Origin of the sequence: Chitinophaga sp. CB10, assembly GCA_001870995.2 — a bacterium.
Taxonomy (GTDB): domain Bacteria; phylum Bacteroidota; class Bacteroidia; order Chitinophagales; family Chitinophagaceae; genus Chitinophaga.
On the sequence record MLAV02000006.1, the window covers coordinates 59,429 to 77,988 of the forward strand.

The 18,560-nt window shown below is 53.5% G+C and carries 15 protein-coding genes and 1 riboswitch; of the genes, 10 read left to right on the top strand and 5 right to left on the bottom strand.

Translation table 11 applies throughout. The features are described from left to right. The first annotated feature begins 7 nt into the window (after nt 1-7). The 9 genes from BOC67_RS10415 to BOC67_RS10455 all read left to right on the top strand — a co-directional run bounded on the left by BOC67_RS10415 (nt 8) and on the right by BOC67_RS10455 (nt 13,885). Nucleotides 8-1,765: a RagB/SusD family nutrient uptake outer membrane protein gene (locus BOC67_RS10415; protein WP_291910050.1), complete on the top strand. Its 1,758-nt coding sequence runs from the start codon at nt 8-10 to the stop codon at nt 1,763-1,765. A gap of 24 nt (nt 1,766-1,789) precedes the next feature. After that, entirely contained in the window at nt 1,790-2,746 is a 957-nt protein-coding gene (locus tag BOC67_RS10420; protein ID WP_291910051.1) for a DUF5627 domain-containing protein, read from the top strand. 4 nt (nt 2,747-2,750) lie between these two features. Continuing rightward, entirely contained in the window at nt 2,751-4,859 is a 2,109-nt protein-coding gene (locus BOC67_RS10425) for an endo-1,4-beta-xylanase (RefSeq protein ID WP_291910053.1), read from the top strand. A gap of 74 nt (nt 4,860-4,933) precedes the next feature. Further along, nucleotides 4,934-5,142, top strand: a riboswitch (cobalamin riboswitch). A 104-nt stretch (nt 5,143-5,246) separates the two neighbouring features. Then, nucleotides 5,247-7,307, top strand: coding sequence for a TonB-dependent receptor (locus tag BOC67_RS10430; RefSeq protein ID WP_291910055.1), 2,061 nt, complete (start codon nt 5,247-5,249; stop codon nt 7,305-7,307). Then, entirely contained in the window at nt 7,304-8,458 is a 1,155-nt protein-coding gene (locus BOC67_RS10435) for a YncE family protein (RefSeq protein WP_291910057.1), read from the top strand. Before BOC67_RS10430 ends, BOC67_RS10435 begins: the two co-directional genes overlap by 4 nt. Before the next feature lie 22 nt (nt 8,459-8,480). After that, entirely contained in the window at nt 8,481-9,953 is a 1,473-nt protein-coding gene (locus BOC67_RS10440; RefSeq protein WP_291910059.1) for a PKD-like domain-containing protein, read from the top strand. A 47-nt stretch (nt 9,954-10,000) separates the two neighbouring features. Further along, nucleotides 10,001-10,933: a DUF4465 domain-containing protein gene (locus BOC67_RS10445; protein WP_291910061.1), complete on the top strand. Its 933-nt coding sequence runs from the start codon at nt 10,001-10,003 to the stop codon at nt 10,931-10,933. 51 nt (nt 10,934-10,984) lie between these two features. After that, on the top strand, nt 10,985-12,502 hold the full coding sequence (locus tag BOC67_RS10450; RefSeq protein ID WP_291910063.1) for a hypothetical protein: 1,518 nt from the start codon (nt 10,985-10,987) through the stop codon (nt 12,500-12,502). Between the two features lie 30 nt (nt 12,503-12,532). Continuing rightward, on the top strand, nt 12,533-13,885 hold the full coding sequence (locus tag BOC67_RS10455) for a DUF5074 domain-containing protein (RefSeq protein WP_291910065.1): 1,353 nt from the start codon (nt 12,533-12,535) through the stop codon (nt 13,883-13,885). 49 nt (nt 13,886-13,934) lie between these two features. On the opposite strand, the gene BOC67_RS10460 is transcribed toward BOC67_RS10455, so the two are convergent. Beyond that, a complete protein-coding gene (locus tag BOC67_RS10460) occupies nt 13,935-14,636 on the bottom strand; it encodes a winged helix DNA-binding protein (protein ID WP_291910068.1) in 702 nt (233 codons plus the stop codon). 200 nt (nt 14,637-14,836) lie between these two features. Between BOC67_RS10460 and BOC67_RS10465 the strand changes: the two genes are divergently transcribed. Next, nucleotides 14,837-15,265: a transposase gene (locus tag BOC67_RS10465; protein WP_291910069.1), complete on the top strand. Its 429-nt coding sequence runs from the start codon at nt 14,837-14,839 to the stop codon at nt 15,263-15,265. 78 nt (nt 15,266-15,343) lie between these two features. Here BOC67_RS10465 and BOC67_RS10470 read toward each other — a convergent pair whose 3' ends face one another. From BOC67_RS10470 to BOC67_RS10485, 4 genes are all read right to left on the bottom strand, one after another. After that, nucleotides 15,344-16,654 (bottom strand): NAD(P)/FAD-dependent oxidoreductase, encoded by a 1,311-nt coding sequence (locus tag BOC67_RS10470; protein ID WP_291910071.1) that lies wholly within the window; start codon nt 16,652-16,654, stop codon nt 15,344-15,346. Nucleotides 16,655-16,752: 98 nt separating this feature from the next. Further along, nucleotides 16,753-17,499 (bottom strand): SDR family oxidoreductase, encoded by a 747-nt coding sequence (locus tag BOC67_RS10475; protein WP_291910073.1) that lies wholly within the window; start codon nt 17,497-17,499, stop codon nt 16,753-16,755. Between the two features lie 6 nt (nt 17,500-17,505). Further along, a complete protein-coding gene (locus tag BOC67_RS10480; protein ID WP_291910075.1) occupies nt 17,506-18,192 on the bottom strand; it encodes a hypothetical protein in 687 nt (228 codons plus the stop codon). 81 nt (nt 18,193-18,273) lie between these two features. Continuing rightward, complete coding sequence (locus BOC67_RS10485) at nt 18,274-18,558, bottom strand: transcriptional regulator (protein WP_291910077.1); 285 nt, start codon at nt 18,556-18,558, stop codon at nt 18,274-18,276. Nucleotides 18,559-18,560: the final 2 nt, after the last annotated feature.

The window sequence follows — 18,560 nt, forward strand, 5'->3', positions numbered from 1 at the left end:
TGAGAAAATGAATAAGGTAATAGTATTGCTCATCGCTGCAGTGGTCCTGGCCTCCGGTTGTAAAGACCTGCTGGACCCGGCTATAGAAAACAACCGGCAGCTTCAGCCAACTTACCCGGCCAATGATGCAAGGTTCCCCTACGGCATCCTGCTGAATGCATACAACCGCATCCCGACGAACTCCTGGTCGTTCAACGACGTGGCTACCGACGATGCCGTGACCAACGATCAAACCAACGGCTACCTGAAAATTGCGCAGGGGCAGTGGACTTCCACCAACAATCCATTGAGCCAGTGGACCAACTGTTACGCTGCTATCCAATACATCAACATCACGCTTGGCGAAATTCCGAAAGTCCAGTGGACGGCCGACAGCGTGGTGAGCCGCCTCTTTGCCACCCGCGTACGCGGCGAGGCGATAGGATTACGCGGGATGTTTCTCTACTACCTGCTGCAGGCGCATGCCGGCGTGGGTAACAACGGTCAGCTGCTGGGAGTGCCCATCCTGACGGAAGTACAGGGCGCCAACGCGGATTTCAACAAGCCCAGGGCCACCTTCGAAGAATGCGTTAAACAGATTTACAGCGACCTGGATACGGCAATCGCCCTGCTGCCGCTGGATTACGAGAACCAGGGCGTAGTGCCGGATAAATACGGGCATGTAACCGTAGAACAATATAACCGCGCGTTTGGCGGCGCTTTCAGGGGCCTGTTCACCGCGCGTATTGCAAGAGCCATTAAGTCGAAAGTAGCGCTGCTGGCGGCCAGTCCGGCCTATGCAAACGGCAATGCAGCCAACTGGGCTTATGCGGCCAACCTCGCTGCCGACCTGATCAACATGAAAGGCGGCATCGGCGGGCTGGCCACCAATGGGCTGAACTGGTACGCTGCCGCCAGCGAAATAGCCGGCCTGGCAGACGGCGCAAACCCGCCGGAAATCTTGTGGAGGAATAACTATGGCGACAACCGGGACCTGGAACAGAATAACTTTCCGCCTACGCTGTACGGCAACGGCCGCATCAATCCTACGCAGAACCTCGTAGATGCGTTCCCGATGCTGAACGGTTACCCGATTAACGACCCCGCGGCAGGTTATAATCCCAATGATCCGTATGCCAACAGGGACCCGCGGCTGAAGCTCTTCGTACTCGTTAACGGCGGCACTGCCGGGCCTTCCAACACCGTGATCAACACAGCGGCGGATGGCGCTACGAACGATGCGCTGAACAAGGTGGGTACTTCCACCCGTACCGGCTACTACCTCCGCAAGCTGCTGCGCCAGGATGTAAACCTGAACCCTACTTCGGCCAACAACCAGCGTCATTACAAACCGCATATCCGCTATACGGAAATATTCCTCAACTACGCCGAAGCGGCCAACGAAGCCTGGGGCCCAACCGGCATGGGCGAAAACAGCTATTCCGCCTATGATGTGATCAAAGCCATCCGCCGGAGAGCCGGCATCGGCCTCACTAACGGGGACGCCTATCTCGAAATGGCGAAAGGCAGCCAGGAGGCCATGAGAGCGCTGATCAGGAACGAGCGCCGGCTGGAACTGTGCTTCGAGGGCTTCCGCTTCTGGGACCTGCGCCGCTGGAAGGCGGACCTGAAAGAACCCGCCAAAGGCATCAGCATTGCCGGCGGCGTGCCTTCCGTCATCAACGTGGAAGACAGGGTGTACCAGAACTACATGATCTACGGCCCCATCCCGTATGCGGAAAAGCTGAAGTACAACGCGCTGGTGCAAAACGCCGGCTGGCAATAAATTATAACATAAAATCATTGAATTATGAAGATGCGAATTCTCCTGCTGCTTGGGTTATACATCACTGTTGCCGCCTGTAATAAAGACCGGGACTTCCCGGATTACAAATACCAGACGGTGTACTTCGCCTACCAGTACCCGGTCAGAACGCTGACCATGGGCGAAGATGTATTCGATACCCAGTTGGATAATCAACATAAATGCAAGATCATGGCCACCACCGGCGGCGTGTATTATGCGAAGAAAGACGTAAAGGTGGAAGTAACGGTAGACAATACCTTGCTGGGCAACGGCCTCCTGTTTGGCGCGGGTAAAAGCGAAGTGCTGGCCATGCCTACGCACTACTATTCCCTGGCGGCCAACAATATCATTATCCCTGCAGGCGGCCTCTCCGGCGGCGTGGAAGTGCAGCTGACCGATGCCTTCTTCGCGGACCCGAAAGCGACGGGAAATAACTATGTTATTCCACTGCGGATCAAATCCATCTCCGGCGCGGACTCCATCCTGCTGGGGAAGGACTTCATCCTGTACGCCGTGAAATACGTGAATACCTGGCATGGCAACTACCTGCGCCGCGGTAAGGATGTATTCACCGGCAGCGTCAACCAAACGGTTAACCGCCGCAGTCAGTACGTGGAAGACGATGCGGTGAACAAGCTGACCACGCGGAACCTCCACACAGCTGAGTTTCCCGTGGTGATAAAAGATAAGAACGGCGCCAATATTACCTGTAACCTGCTGCTTAATTTCGACGAAGCCAACAACTGTACCATCACTGCCGGCGGCAGCAACTTCGCCGTTACAGGCAGCGGAAAATTTGTGAAGCGGGGAGAGAAGCAGAGCTGGGGCAACCAGGACCGCGATGCGCTCTATCTCAACTACAACATTACGCTGGCAGATATGCAGGTGGCCACCACCGATACTTTGGTCATGAGGGACCGGGCGGTGACCATGGAAACTTTCACCCCTATAGCTAAGTAACACTATGAACAGACGTCATAAATTCCTACTCCCCGTTATCGGCCTGGGCATGCTGGCTGCCTGCGCCAAGTATGAGCCCCTGGACTTCCGGGTAACGGAGCCTGAAAGTGTGTTGGTACAGGAAGATATCAATGCCTACAAGGCGTTGAAGTCCTATATCAACCGGGCCACGCATCCGGACTTCAAGCTGGGCGTTGCGCTGTCGTTATCGCCCTACGTATCCAAAGGAGTAATGTACCGCCTGGCCAACCGCAACTTTGATGAAATTGTGCTGGGTTATGAAATGAAGCATGGAGCGGTCGTGCAATCCGACGGTTCCCTGGCGCTGGATAACGTCAGGAACCTGCTGGAGGCTGCAAAGGCGGCTGGTACGGCCGTTTATGGGCATACGTTATGCTGGCATGCGAATCAGAATGCCGCGTACCTTAACAGCCTGATTGCGCCGCTGATATTCACCTCGCCTGCATATCCGAACGACGTGAATCGCGCCGGCCTGCTGGACGGCACTTTCAGCAACTGGGGTAAAACCGGCGCCGTTACGATAGAGGCGGGAGCTGGCATGAACGGCGGTAAAGCCGTGAAGCTGGTTGCCGGCAGCGGCAATACGCCGGAAGCCCTGCAGCTGGTATCCCCGGCGATTACCGTAGTGCCGGGCCATAAGTATGAAATCATCTGTTATATTAAATCGGACAAGGAAGGAGAGGGGCGCATTGCCTTTGAAGGCCTGCGCAACAACACGCCGTTTACTTCCTTTGCCACCGGCATCTCCTGGAAGGAAGTGAAGGTACAGGTGAGCGATATGACAGGCAGCACGTTCAAAGTGCATCTGGACCTGGGCTATAAGCCCGGCGTTACCTATTACCTGGACGTGAATAACATCTACGTATATGACACGCAGGGCACGCCGGTTATCACCAACCTTATAAAAAACGGCGACTTTGAAACCGGCAGCGCCTGGGGAGGCTGGGGTACCGGCTCTTCCAGGGGCATTACGGCGGATGGTTTGGGCGTGGGCAACAAAGGCAAAGCCTTTTACGTGACCACCACCGCAAAGAGCCCGAACTACTGGGACGTACAAACGTCGTATGCATTCGATAAACCGCTGGACAACGGCGAGACCTACAACCTGAGTTTTTGGGTGAAAGGTACGGCTGAAGGTATCATCAGGCCGGAACTGCAGAGCGCGGATTATTCCTCGAACGGCTTTGGACAGGTGGCCGTCACCAAAGAATGGAAACAGGTGAACATCTCCACCAAAGCTACTGCGGCGGACAGAAGCCGCCTGATCATCAGCTACGGCGAATTTGCCGGCACCGTGTATATAGACGACGTAGTGCTGAGCAATGCCAAAGCCGTTGGCAGCGTGACCACCACGGTAGAAAAATCCCCGGCGGAAAAGGAAGCGATCATCGGCAATGCCCTTGAAACCTGGATCTCCGGCATGGTGACCGCCTGCAAGGATCATGTGCATGCCTGGGACGTAGTCAACGAACCGATGGACGATGGCAAGCCCGCAGAGCTGAAAACCGGCGTGGGTAAGACTTCCCCGGCGGATCACTTCTACTGGCAGGATTACCTCGGCAAGGATTACGCCGTGAAAGCCTTCCAGCTGGCCCGTAAATACGGCAATGCCGGCGATAAACTGTTCATCAACGATTATAACCTGGAATACAGCCTGGATAAGTGCCGCGGCCTCATCGCCTACGTGCAGTACCTGGAAAGCAAAGGCGTGAAGGTGGATGGCATCGGCACGCAGATGCATATCAGTACCACTAATGATAAAACGAAGATCGCAGAGATGTTCCGGCTGCTCGCCGCAACGGGTAAGCTTATCAAAATTTCAGAACTGGATATAGGCGTTGGCGTTAAAACCAGCGCAGCTACTGCGGAGCATTATAAAGCGCAGGCAGAGCTGTACCAGTATGTAATCCAGCAATATTTTGAACTGGTGCCGGCGGCGCAGCGCTACGGCATCACGTTCTGGAGCCCGCTGGATAGCCCTGCCAGCTCCAGCTGGCGCGCAGGGGAGCCGATCGGCATCTGGACGGAAGCGTACGTACGCAAGCTGGCGTATTCTACTTCCTGCCAGGCCCTGGAATCAGGAACGAAATAAGGTTGACATACATGATGAATCCTGCCGGGCGGAGTCTTCCGACTGGCAGGATTTTCTATTTCAATTATTTATCGTACTTTCACGCCGCAATTGGTTTTTAACATCACCTTTCACTGCTGTTAAAATTAAAAGGGAATCAGGTGCAAATCCTGAGCAGACCCGCTACTGTAAGTTCTGTTGCAACACTTCGACATCCACTTGCCACTGTTTTTGTGATGAAAAACGGGAAGGCCGCCGAAAGTGAGAACAAGCCAGGAGACCTGCCATGCAGCCAGTTTCAACGCTCCGAGGAAAGAGCCTTGAATCAACCACACTGAAATTATTTCAGGATTTTTTTAAAGTAGGTCATCCGGTAACCAGCCCGGATCAGTTTAATTTTTTACCTCTATGTCAAACGCATTAAAAACGTTGATGATAACGTTTTTGGCATTTATTGGCACGCATAGCTATGGACAAAAAACCAACCGCGACTCCACCCTGGTGGACTCCGCAGGGGTGAGAACCCTGCGCGGCGTTACCATCTCCACCATCGCGTATAAAGAAGTGATCCCATCCCAAAAGTTGACCGGCGAACAGTTAAAAAGCCTCAACAGCTTTTCCGTGGCGGATGCCATCCGCTACTTCGCCGGCGTACAGGTGAAGGACTATGGCGGCATCGGCGGGCTCAAAACCGTGGATATGCGCAGCATGGGTACCAACCATATGGGCGTGTTCTACGATGGCATACAGCTGGGCAACGCGCAAAACGGGCAGATAGACCTGGGGAAATTTTCCATGGATAACATCGAATCCATTGCCGTGTACAACGGGCAAAAAAGCGATATTTTCCAACCCGCGAAAGACTATGGCTCCTCCGGTACCATTTACCTGCGCAGCCGCAAGCCGGTATTCGATTCCGCCACAACCACCCACCTCAAGGGCGTATTCAAAACCGGCTCGTTTGATTTGATCAATCCTTCCCTGCTGTGGGAACAAAAGCTGGCGGACAACCTGAACCTCTCCCTCAGCAGCGAGTGGATCAACTCCTCCGGCCGTTACCCCTTCCGCTATAAAAGAGTGTATCATAATACCGGCGCCACCGCCTGGGATACCACCGCCATCCGGCAAAACGGGGACATCAACGCATGGCGCGTGGAAAGCGGCTTGTATGGCCGCCTTAACAGGGGGATATGGAACCTGAAAACTTACTTTTACGATTCGGAAAGAGGCATCCCCGGCGCCATCGTCAACAATGTATGGAAGCGCTCCCAGCGCCAGTGGGACCGCAATTTCTTTGTGCAGGGCAGCCTGCAGCAAAACGTTGCGAAAGGATACGACATCCAGGTGAACGCCAAGTATGCGAATGATTACATGCGCTACCTGAACCCGGATACCACCCTCATGTATATCGATAATAATTTCCATCAACAGGAGTGGTACGCTTCCATCGCCAATAAATACAGCGTGTCCAAACATATTGATATCAACCTCTCCACGGACTTCCAATATAACACGCTTGACGCCAGCCTCGATGGATTCGCGTTTCCGAAAAGGCTCACCTCCCTCGTTGCGCTGGCTACAGCAGCGGAATTCGGCAAGGTGAAAATGCAGGGCAGCGTGTTGGGTACTTTCGTCAATGAAAAAATCAACCGGGGTAATTCCGATACTGCGGTGGCCGCGCCATCCAAAAATGAGATTACGCCCGCGTTTTTTATTTCCTATAAGCCCTTTGCCAGGGCGGATTTCAACCTGAGGGCATTTTACAAGAATATTTTCCGGATGCCTACTTTCAATGACCTGTATTATACCGATATCGGCAATATCAGCCTGCAACCGGAATTCACGCACCAGTATAACCTCGGCTTCGCCTACCGTAAAACCCGCCAGGGATCCCTGTTGAGCGAATGGCAACTGCAATCCGATTTTTACTATAACCAGGTCACGAACAAAATAGTAGCCGTGCCAAAAGGCAGCGGCATGTACCGCTGGATGATGATGAACATCGGCGAAGTGGAGATCAGGGGCGTGGATGTGGTAGGGGACCTGGCTTTTACCTTCCCAAAGGACATACTGTTGAATATCAGGGCCGCCTATACGCACCAGACCGCGCAGGACTTTACCACCCGCAAAAATCCGGAGTTGCAAAAAGTGACCTATGGCGGGCAGATACCTTATATACCCTGGCACAGCGGTTCGCTGATTGCCGGTATCCAGTACAACACCTGGCGGCTCAACTATAGCTTCATCTACGTGGGGGCGCGCTACCAGAACTCCGCCAATATCCCGGAAAATTATGAGCAGCCCTGGTACACGAGCGACCTGTCCGCGTCCAAAAACTTTCAGCTGAAACGCTGCCGCTTCCGTGTGGCCGGGGAGCTGAACAACCTCCTGAACCAGGACTATGAAGTAGTCGTCAACTACCCGATGCCGAAAAGAAATTATAAAATCATTTTATCCGTTGAACTATGAGCAGGCATTCCTATTACATCGCCGCATTGCTGTTGCTGTTAGCAGCATCCTCCTGCAGGAAGGATGTGCAGGTTTTTATCAACGAGGATACCTCGCTGGACACTGCCGCCAATAACGGTTTTGCAGGGTTTTACCTGCTCAACGAAGGGAACATGGGCAGCAATAAAAGCACGCTGGATTATTTCGATTACACCACGGGGAAATACCAGCGGAATATTTACGCAGCTATCAATCCGAATGTACCAAAGGAACTGGGGGATGTAGGCAATGACCTCGCGATTTACGGCGGCAGGCTATACGCCGTCATCAACGCATCGAATAAGGTGGAAGTCATGGATGCCCGCACGGCCAAACGCATCGGGCAGATAGATATCCCGAACTGCCGCTACATCAAATTCGACCAGGGCTACGCATACGTGACCTCCTACGCCGGGCCCATACAGGTGAACCCGAACTACACCCAGAAAGGATTTGTAGCGAAGATAGATACCGCCACCCTGCAGGAAGTGGACCGCTGCATCGTTGGCTTTCAGCCGGACGGGCTGGAAATCGCCAACGGGAAAATTTACGTGGCTAACTCCGGCGGCTATATGGGCGCCGGCAGTTCGGATAAATACGAACGCAGCGTATCCGTGATCAACCTGGCTACTTTCCGGGAAGAAAGCCGCATTGATGTAGCGTATAACCTGCATCACATCCTGGCGGACAAACGGGGCGATCTATGGGTGACCTCCCGGGGCGATTATAAGCAGCTGCCATCACGGCTGTACTTCATTGATAAAACGCAGCAAAAAGTGACGGACACCATTCCCGTGGCGGCCGGTAACTATCACCTGGACGGGGACTCCCTGTATATCTACAGCACGGAATGGAGCTATGTTACTTACTCCAACGTGATCACCTACGCGATTGTCAATACCCGCACCCATGCCGTGGTGAGCCGGGCTTTTATTACAGACGGGATGGATAAGGAGATTGAAATCCCCTACGGCATTGTGGTTCACCCGGTGACGAAGGATATCTATGTGACGGATGCCGGCAACTATGTGTCGCCCGGTATGCTCTACTGCTTCTCCAAGGACGGGAAGAAGAAATGGAGCGTGCGCACCGGCGACATCCCGGCGCATATTGTCTTATTACCAAAATCTTAAAATAAGGTCAACCTGACTAACCATGAAACAAACCTTTTTTCTGAGCCTGTTTGCTGCTGCCGTTTCCTTTTCCGCCTGCAGGAAGGAGGAATACCGCGCTCCCGGTATCACCGGCATAACCGCCGATACGCTTGTGATGACCATTGGAGATAAAATGGTACTGGCGCCCAACGTCACCAACCTGAAAGGGAACACCTACGCCTGGCTGGTGAATGGCAGGGAGGCGGCCTCCGGGCAGCTCAGCTATACCTTCGAAGCCACGGCGCCGGGGAATTATGAAATTACTTTTAAAGTGGAAAATAGAGGCGGCGCCGCCAGGCAGTCCTATTACATCCGCGTGCAAGCCCCGCTGGAACTGGCGATTCCAGCGCTGCCGGAAGTGCCCATGGGGCAGGTGTTGCTTGTTACGCCCATGGTAACAGGGCCTGAAACGGCGGACTATTCCTACCAATGGTCCATCGGCGATTCCATCCTCGGCAGGCAGCGGGAGCTGCAGTTTATTTCCCCTGCTGCCGGCACGTTTGCCCTGCAGCTGCGCGTGACTGCCGGCAAGCAAATGGCTACGGCTACACGTAATATATCCGTAAAGCCTGCACAATACGTTCAAAACGCCTACATGGTGCTGGAATACGCGCCCGCGCCGGCTAAGAACCATAACTGGGCCATCATCGGTATGGCGGAGTTCTGGAAGTTTGGCCATGAATACCAGCTGCCTTACAACGAGTTCCTGGCAAAGGCCACGGCTATACGAAAAGAAAGCGCCGATCCATCGCTGGTGCTGGGCTCCTGGGGCGGTTACGCCGTGTTTAAATTCGACCATACGGTAGCCAATGCCGCCGGCGCAGCGGATATTGAAATCACCGCTACCTGCTCCAGGCTGGATCCACCAGCAGTGTACGTGGCGTACGACCGCAATAAAAACGGGCAGCCGGACGAAGGGGAATGGTACGAAATCAAAAATGACGACTACGGCCTGGAAGATATGCCGGACTACGCCATCACCTTCACCTACCTCAAAACCGAAACGGACGCGAAAAGAATTTATACCTATTTCAACTGGAAGGACAACCAGGAAAAGCCTGCACAGGGCGAGGTCCTGACCAATAAAACCTTTACCAGCTCCATGACGGATGCCGGCGGCTTTTCCAGCAGGGGCTTTTTCCCTGGCCTGAGCATGACGGACATCCCGAATAAAAAGGTAGCCATCCTGGATGGCTGGCAAAGCGCCTTCACCCGCAAAGGCAAGCGCATCACGAAAAATCTCACCGGTGCGCCGCCGTTTTCCCAAAAGCTGAATATTGATATAGACATGGCCGTGAACAGCAAAGGAGAGCGGGTGCAGCTGCCGGGTATCGACTTCGTGAAGGTCCGCAAGGTGGCGTATCCTGTGCAGCAGGATTTCATCAACGCGGGCGGGCAAATGGTGGATGCCAACATGGACGAAACGCGGATGCTGCATGTGGCCGGCATATTGGATAAACACCTTAAAAACTAGAAAGCCGGGCGACCCCGATTTAATATCTCACCAAAAAAACTCGACTGATGAAAAAGTCCCATTTTAGTAAAACCCTCATGATAGCATTTGTATCTCTTGTTGTAGCATCGTCCTGTTCCAAGCAAAACGACCTGGCGCCGGATCCGGACGCGCTGGAAAAGGCCGGCCCGACGGGTGCTGCATCCCTGCTGAGCACTTCCTATACCATCACCTTTGAAGGGATAGGCCGCGCTTACATGGCTGATACAACATCCTATGGCGACAATGCCTATTCCACCTGGGGCGGTACGCAGATTGCGCCCTACACCCATTCCCCCAGCAACCTGCGGTTCGCCATTAAAGGCGCGGGCAGCGGTACGCCGGTGGATTATTACAACGGCGGCTTCGTAGTGTCCGACTGGAACTATAAATCCAACATCCCCGGTAAAACCGGCAACTGGTGGTACTCCTACCAGAACCAATGCAGCGTGTACGCCGGTACAGACGGCGCTAAGAACGGCGGCTACGGCGGCAGCAGCAACTTTGCAGTACTGACCGGTTACGTGGATGCCTTCAACTCTTCCTATGCAACCCGCCCCGTAATGAACTTTACCAGCGGCAGCGGCGTGGTAGACGGTATGTACATCTGCCTCTCTTCCTATACCTATGGCGTGATCCAGAACGGTAATTCCTTTGGCTCCGCAGGTTCTTCCGCGCCGCTGAAGGACGTGGCTAACGGCAACGGATATATTAAATTACTGGCGTATGGCTATAACGGCAATACCCCTACGAATAACGGCGACCCGGTTGAAATATACCTGGCCCGCTACAGCAACCACCTGCCTGTGGTAGCCCCGCTGACGGCCTGGACGTATTTTGACCTCTCGGACCTCGGCGCCGTTACCCGCGTGGAGTTCAACTTCGAAGGTAACGACAACGGCGCCTATGGCCTGAACACGCCTGCCTACGTATGCATTGATAATGTGGAAGTGACCTTGTAACGGCATAGTCAGACTCATGCCCGGCTTTCTTTTTGTAAAAAATAATACCAGATGAATAAACGATTTAAATTTCTCGCTTACCTGGCCTGCGGTTTACTTTTAATCAGCAGCTGTAGTAAAGATGAAGCAGAAGCGCCAGAGGCTCCCCCGGTGATCACCGGACTGGATTCCGCCTATTATGTGGTGGTAAAGGAGTCGCTCCTGCTGAAACCAACCATAGCAAATAAAGTAGACTCCATCGTGTGGGTCCTGAATGGCGCGCGGGTGGCTAACGCCCTCCAGTACACGTTCCAGGCGCCTGCCACGCCGGGCACCTTCAACCTGGTGGTGATGGCTTATAACAGGGGCAACCTCATCCAAAAGCCTGTGCAGATCACTACGGGTCAGTACCTGAACCGGCAAACTACCGCCAATACGCTGCTGACGCTGGAAGCTTCGCAGAAATTTGCCGGCAAAACCGATGTGAAATGGACGGTGGTAACCGCGCCGGGCGCATTGTACCGGTTGGCCGCCAATAATAGCACCGCCTTGTTTACCGCGGTGGACAAAGGCGATTACAAGATCAGCGTTTCCTCCGGCGACCTCAGTGATACCCTGCTCGTAACGGTAAAACCGGCCGCGCAGGCGCCATCGCCCTACATTGCAAAGGTCTTCGATTACCTGCCTGCCCCCGGCCAGTTTGTGAACGAAATGCCTAAATACACCGCCGGCGATACTTACGAAACCATGCTCGCGAAAGTAGAGAAGGAACTCAAAGGCGAGGATGCCAGCGTGATTACCCTGGGCGGCTGGGGTGGTTACGTGGTGATTGGCTTCGATCACACTATTGTGAACGTAGCCGGCCGCCGCGATTTCAGGATCAATGGCAACGCCTTTGGGGCTAACTCCAATCCACGCCCCAATGCGCCTTTCGGCGGCAGTTGCGAGCCGGGCATTGTGATGGTGGCGTACGACAAAAATAAAAACGGTAAGCCCGATGAGGACGAGTGGTACGAAATCAAAGGCAGCGGCAACTTCTCCGCGGAGCAGGAGCCATGGTACACTACTGCCGTAAACGGTAAAGTGGATGTGCGTACGTTCCGGAATTATGAAATGACTTATAGTCGCCCTGCGACGGAAACTGCCGGCACGCCTGATAATTACGTTAGCATTCCTAATTATATCGCCTGGAAGGACAACCAGGGCCAGCAGGGCTACAAAATCAAGAATACCTACCATGCGCAAAGCTATTACCCTGCCTGGGTGAAGGACAACCAGCTTACTTTCAAAGGCATCCGCCTGGCGGCCAACGGTGTGGACGAAAGCGGTACCGGCAGCTACTATGTGCTGTATGCCTACAGCTATGGGTATGTAGACAACTATCCGAATGTACATGATAATGCCGGTATTGACATTGATTGGGCCATTGATAAAAATGGCAACAAAGTAGAGTTGCCGGGTATCGACTTCGTAAAAATTTATAACGGCGTAGACCAGGAAAACGGCTGGCTGGGCGAAACTTCGACGGAGGTAAGCCGCGGCGAGGACCTGCATCTCCTGGGCGTCAATATTGCCACCATTAAACAGTAGCAAAGCAAAATCAATTAGTATATATAGATTATGAAAAGAAGCGTATTAGGCGTTGGGGCGATGATCGCCGTGGCAGCAGTATCCTGTTCTAAAAACGACACAACGGATCTTGTACCGGTGGCCCCTGAGGTTGCAATTGTAAATGTGCTCGCGCAAAACGCCGTAGCACAGGAGGATACCCTCCTGTTTAAAGTAAAAGCCAGCCAGGGCAGTACTTTTGCCTGGGCAGTAGACGGGAAGGACGCCGCGGTAACGGACTCCGTTTTTAAATTCGTGTCCACCGGCCTGGGGGAACACAAGATTACCGTAACCGCTGTTCAGAACGGGCAAAAGACATCGGCCCAGGAAACGATTACCGTACACGGTAAATACAAGTTCGGTACCTTCATCCTCAATGAAGGTAATATGACCACGGAAAACGGAAGCCTTACCTTCATCAGCCCCAGGGGCGTGGTGACGGACAGCGCTTACTTCAAAGCCAATGGCACCCAGCTCGGCAATGTGGCGCAGGACCTGTTTATCCGTAACAACAAGATCTACATCATTTCCCAGAACGGGAAGAAGAACGCCACCGGCGCAGCTTTTGAAAACGATGGCCTGCTCATCGTAGCCAACGCGGAAACGCTGAAGAAGGAAGCCGCCTACAACGATGAGCTGAAAACCCTCAGCTGGCCTACGCATGTGGCGGTGCTGAATGAGCAGAACGTGATCATCCGCGATAACAACGGCTTGTCCAGGTTTAACACGGTGACCAAAGAGCTGACGCTGATCAAAGGCTCCCGCTCTGCGAACAAAATGACCATGGCCGTTTCAAATAATAAAATCTTTGCGGCCGCCGGCACTAAGGTGTATGTGATAGAAGCGGATAAAGATTCCATTAGCTACGCGCTGGATATGAAAGCCTCCGTTAGCGGCGTCGTGAAGGCCAGCGACGGCAACATATGGGTGTCTACCACTGGTTCCCCGTCTAAAATCTCCAAGATCAATTACCGGGATTATTCCCTGATCAAGGCCAACGATATCACCACCGGTAGCCTGAGCGCGGGCTTCGGCGCTACGCCGGGTATTACGGCCAAAGGCGATACGCTGTATTTCAGCGGCGCCGGCACAAAGATTTACCGCCATGTGTTTAGTGTGAATACCACGGAGTTTATGGTGGATGCCAAAACCATGGTGGAGAATGCCAATGTGGTGTACAACAATATCGCGGTGCATCCGGTTACCGGCGAGGTGTACCTGAATACGATGAAAGGCTATGGAGGGAATTACCTGTTCAATAGCATCAGTGTGTTCAATTTCAGCAATGGCGCGGTTTTGAGCGCTAACTATAAGGACTATACGAATTTTCCGGCGGGTACTTTCTTTACCTACTCGTTTAATTAATAATTTTGTCTAACAAAAACGCCGCATGTTCCGTGCGGCGTTTTTTTATTTATACATCTTCCTTGCTGTGTTTGGCGGCGGAGAACCGTGCGATGGTCTTTTGCCGCTCCGCCGCGATGGCGGCGAGTTTTTCTTCCCCCAGTTCGTTGACCAGCAGTTCATCGATTGATTTATTGCGGGAGCCTGCCAGCAACTCCTGGTGTTTTTGTTCCGTTTGTTTCAGGAGGTTGATGATCACCTGCTTATCCTGCTGGCTGATGCCGTGGTACATCAGCAGGGTAGGCTTGTACAGCAGCTGGTACAGCTTAAAGAGCGTTTTTTCCCCTGTTTTTGTGATGCTTACTAGCTTGGCCCGCTTATCGTCCGGGTCCGTCTTCTCGCTGACGTAGCCCAGTTTTTTCAGTTTGTTCAGGATATCGATGCCGGTAGTTTGCTCCGTGAAGTTGTATTGTATCAGCTGTGTTTTTTTCACCTGTTTGAGGTGGTACAAGCTGCTGAGGAAATAAAACCATTCCAGTTCAAAGCCAGGCATTTCCTGCAGGGCCATTTTGGAATACACGCTTTGCATGTTCGCGAGGCGCCCAATAAGCTTGGCAAACACGGTATCCAGGTCCGGCGGGGTAAGCCCGCTGAACAGCTGTCCGTTACTTTCCTGCGCTAAAAAATGCATGCAAAATTCCACGGCGGTAGCCCCTTTGTGTTGCTGCTGGTAGCCCTCCCAGGCGGCAATTAGTTTCACCAGTTCACTCATAACATATATCGGATTCGATGTAAATATATAAAATTTACCCCTGGAAACTTTGTTTTTTAGGTTTTATACCTATTTTTACATCGGAATAGATGTAATAAATTAAAAAATATAACTAAAACGATATAATTAATATTATGACAACGGGTTATTTAACGAGGGCAGAAATCTGGCTTTTCCTCACCACCTTAATTTATTTTTTGATGAATGGCGCGCAGCTATTTGAAACGCTGGTATTCGTTCCGAGGTGGGCGGCCAGTCCGCCGGATAACTTCCGGTTATTACTGGATGGGCGGGGAGCGGGGTTAAAGCATTTCTGGATCGTGTTTCATTCCCTTCACGAAGTAACGTTCCTGTTAGCCATCATTTTTTGCTGGAAGCTGGCGTTTGTCCGTAACTGGCTGCTGGCGCTGTTTGCCATCCACTTCGCCGTGCGCGTGTGGACGCTGGCATTTTTTGCGCCGAACATCATTCATTTTCAAAAGATCGCTGAAACGCCCTCGCTGGTAAACGATCTGGCAGCAAGGGTTTCGTTATGGCAAACGCTGAATTACGTGAGGGTAGCCATTTTCATGGCAGTATCCATCGGCCTGGCGCCATTATGCATCCGGGTGTTCCACCTGCGCCATTAGTTTTTTTTAGAGGGAAAAAATAGCTGTTACGCAGCCATAGGGTTACGTAACAGCTATATATCGTCCGCGGCGGTATGCCTAAGCTACGGGTGTGTCCTTAAGCAGTATTTTCTCCGCGACCTGCATGCCGCTGGTCAGCGCTGCCTCCACGGTGCCCATTGCGGGCCCCTCGTAAAGGTATTCCCCTGCAAAATAGAGCTTGCCGGCAACAGGCTGTTGCAATACTTTACGCGCCGCGCTGCTGGGTACTTTATCATAAGCGTAGGACCCGCGGGTAAACGGATCGTTCGTCCAGTTGACAACCCGCCAGCCGGTTAGCTGGGCCTGCAGCGCGCCGGCATCCTGCCGGAAAATATTGGAGAGCGATTGCAGGGTGGCCTGTAAAATGGCTTCCGGGGATTGCGTCCGCAAGTTCCACGCCGGAGGCCCGCCCAGCCAGCCCGTTAGCAGGGTGCTGCCAGGCGTGGTTTGCGTCCAGTAGGTGGGCACCGTTTCCCCGGATACGACCAGCCTGGTGGTATTGCCGGGGAAGGCCGGGTTGCCGAAGGCGGCATCCTCCATCCAGAAAGGTGATGCAAACTGCAGTAATATTTTGATGATAGCGCCGAAGCCAATGTCGTGCAGGGCGGCAGTATAGCCGGGAATAGCAGGGTGGAGGCGGAGGGTATCCGGCTGTTGCAGTACGCCTAACGGCAACGCCAGTACGACTTTTCCTGCCTGGTAAACCTGCCGGTCACGGGTGTGGACCATGGCGGTTGCTTCCGCCCAGTCGATGCGCTCTACTTCCTGCTGCAATACTATCTCCCCACCCCCTTTTATACAAACCTCCTCCAGGTACCTGATCATGGCGCCGTAGCCCGCGGTGACGCGGTGCTGCGCCTCATCGTCCTCATGTTCCCATTCGCTGCGAATGGCAAAGGTGCTCACATCGCTGAGGGAAGCGGTATCGTACCCGTTCACAAACGCGGTGATCTCTTCCCGCATGCCGGCATATTGATCCCCGGCGAAATGCTGATCCAGGAATGCGCCCAGCGGGAGGTCCGCCGGCAGCTGCTGCATTTTTTCCAGCAGTTCATCCCAGCCTTCAATGGGTTCATCCCCTTGCTGTATGCGCCCCTCGTGGTGATGGAACATTTCAAAACGGGTATCGTTATACGAAATACCCGCTTCTTTTAACAGGGCAAGGGTAACGGGTAGGTTGCCATGGATGAACTCCGCACCCAGCTCTGCGAAGGGGAGGCCCTGTTCGTTGCGAATGGTATGTATCCTGCCTCCCGTGCGATCCCGCGCTTCCAGTACCAATACCTTCCTTCCTGCCTTTGCCAGGGTAGCCGCGGCCATCAGCCCTGCGGCCCCCGCGCCGATTACTATAATTTCCGCTTGTTTCATGTTTTCCGTTGATACGTGAAAGTTACTGATAAACTGCCACGTAGGGATGGAGGGCGGGTTATTTCTGTGTGTATTCACGCGGTGGCCGCAGGGCGTCATCACGCGGTTACCCCGCCATCCACCGCCAGCGCTGCGCCGGTGATCATCTTCGCATTGTCTGACAGCAGGAAACCGATAAAAGGCACGACTTCTTCCACCGTGGCAATGCGGCCCAGCGGCATGGCTGCCGCAATTTTTTCCTGCATGCCCGGCGTCTTATTGACGCCTGCCAGCCATTGCGCTGTAGCCACGGCGCTGATCACGAGCGCGTTTACCCGTACCTGTTGGGCGGCATATTCCAGTGCGGCGGCTTTGGTGAGGCCGATGACGCCATGTTTGGCGGCTACATAGGCGGCAATGCCTTTACCAACGCCTTTTACCCCCGCCGTGCTGGCAGTATTGAGGATGCTGCCGCCGCCGGCCTGCATGGCCTGCAGCTCATGCTTTAATGCATAGAACGTACCCGTGAGGTTTACCTGGATGGTCTCCGTGAACTGGGCCGCCGTGGTGTTGGCCACGGAGCCGAAATAGAGATTGGCGCCGGCGTTGTTGAACGCCGCATCCAGGCGGCCGTACTGCTTAATAGCCGTATCCACTACGCGGGCTACCTGCGCTTCGTTGGTGACGTCCGCCTGTACAAAGGTGGCTTCCCCCTGTTGGCCGGCGATGGCTTGTTGCACGGCCAGGCCTTCTTTTTCCCGCCGGCCGCAGAAAACGATTTTAGCGCCCAGGGAGGCCAGCGTTTTTGCCGTAGCGGCGCCCAGTCCGGAGGTGCCCCCGGTGATCAGTATGACCTTGTTTTTCATAAATGCTTAGTTGGATTTTTGTTTAGCGAGGGTGAAGCCGGTGGCGATGAGCCAGATGTAAGACCCGAAGCGGGCTACCGGCAGCAGTATCATCAGCGCCGGGAATAATAAACTGAGGGTGGATAGCTCCGCAATGGCTGCCAGTACGAGGCCCAGCCAGGCTACCCATTTGGGCGCATAGCCCCCCAACAGGCAGGGCACGGCCCCTCCCGCCATCAATAACCCCAACGCCACTACGTGGGCCACGCCGCCGGTGGCAAAGCCCAACAGCTGTATGGCGTGCATGGTGGATACATCCGCCGCAACGCCGGGTTGTGTGAGCACCCAGCTGCACAGGGCGGAAAGGGTCATGAATACGGATGCCGCCAGGCCGCCGAATAACGCAATGCTCACCCCCGTTACATTTACCCCGAGGAAAGTAAGCCTGCTGGTTACCGCCGCCGTAAATAAGCCCAGCGGCACGGCTGCGCCAAACTGCATCAGCGCATTGTAACGCGTAGCGTCCGCAAAATCGAAGAGGCGCTGCTGCGCCTGCGCCAACGGTACAAACGGATTGGGAAAGCCCATGCCTTTGGTGAGTATGCCCAGCAATACCAGGCTGCCCAGGAACAACGTTACATGTACCACCGCAAGGATCCCGGGATGCGGCCCCCGATGCTGCCGGAACGGCGCATGAATAGATGATACCGACATAAAAACTGAATTTAGAATGGATAAATATTAATTCATTAATCTGGTTTATATCATAAACCAAATTGACAAAAAAAAAGGGCGCTATAAATGGAGGTAGATTTTTATATCCGCCACATATTTTTCAAATGCTTTTTTCCCTGTATCCGTCAATTTGCAAATGGTTTGGGGGTAGTTGCCTTTAAACGTTTTGATCACCTCGATGTATTTGGCTTCATTCAGCTTTTTAATCTGCTGACTTAAATTACCCTGCGTGGTTTGGGTAACTTCCATCAGGTAATTAAAATCCGCCTGCCTGACCTTCACCAGTACGGACACGATCGCGAGTCGCACCGGTGTGTTCAATACAGGATCTAAACCATTATACATGC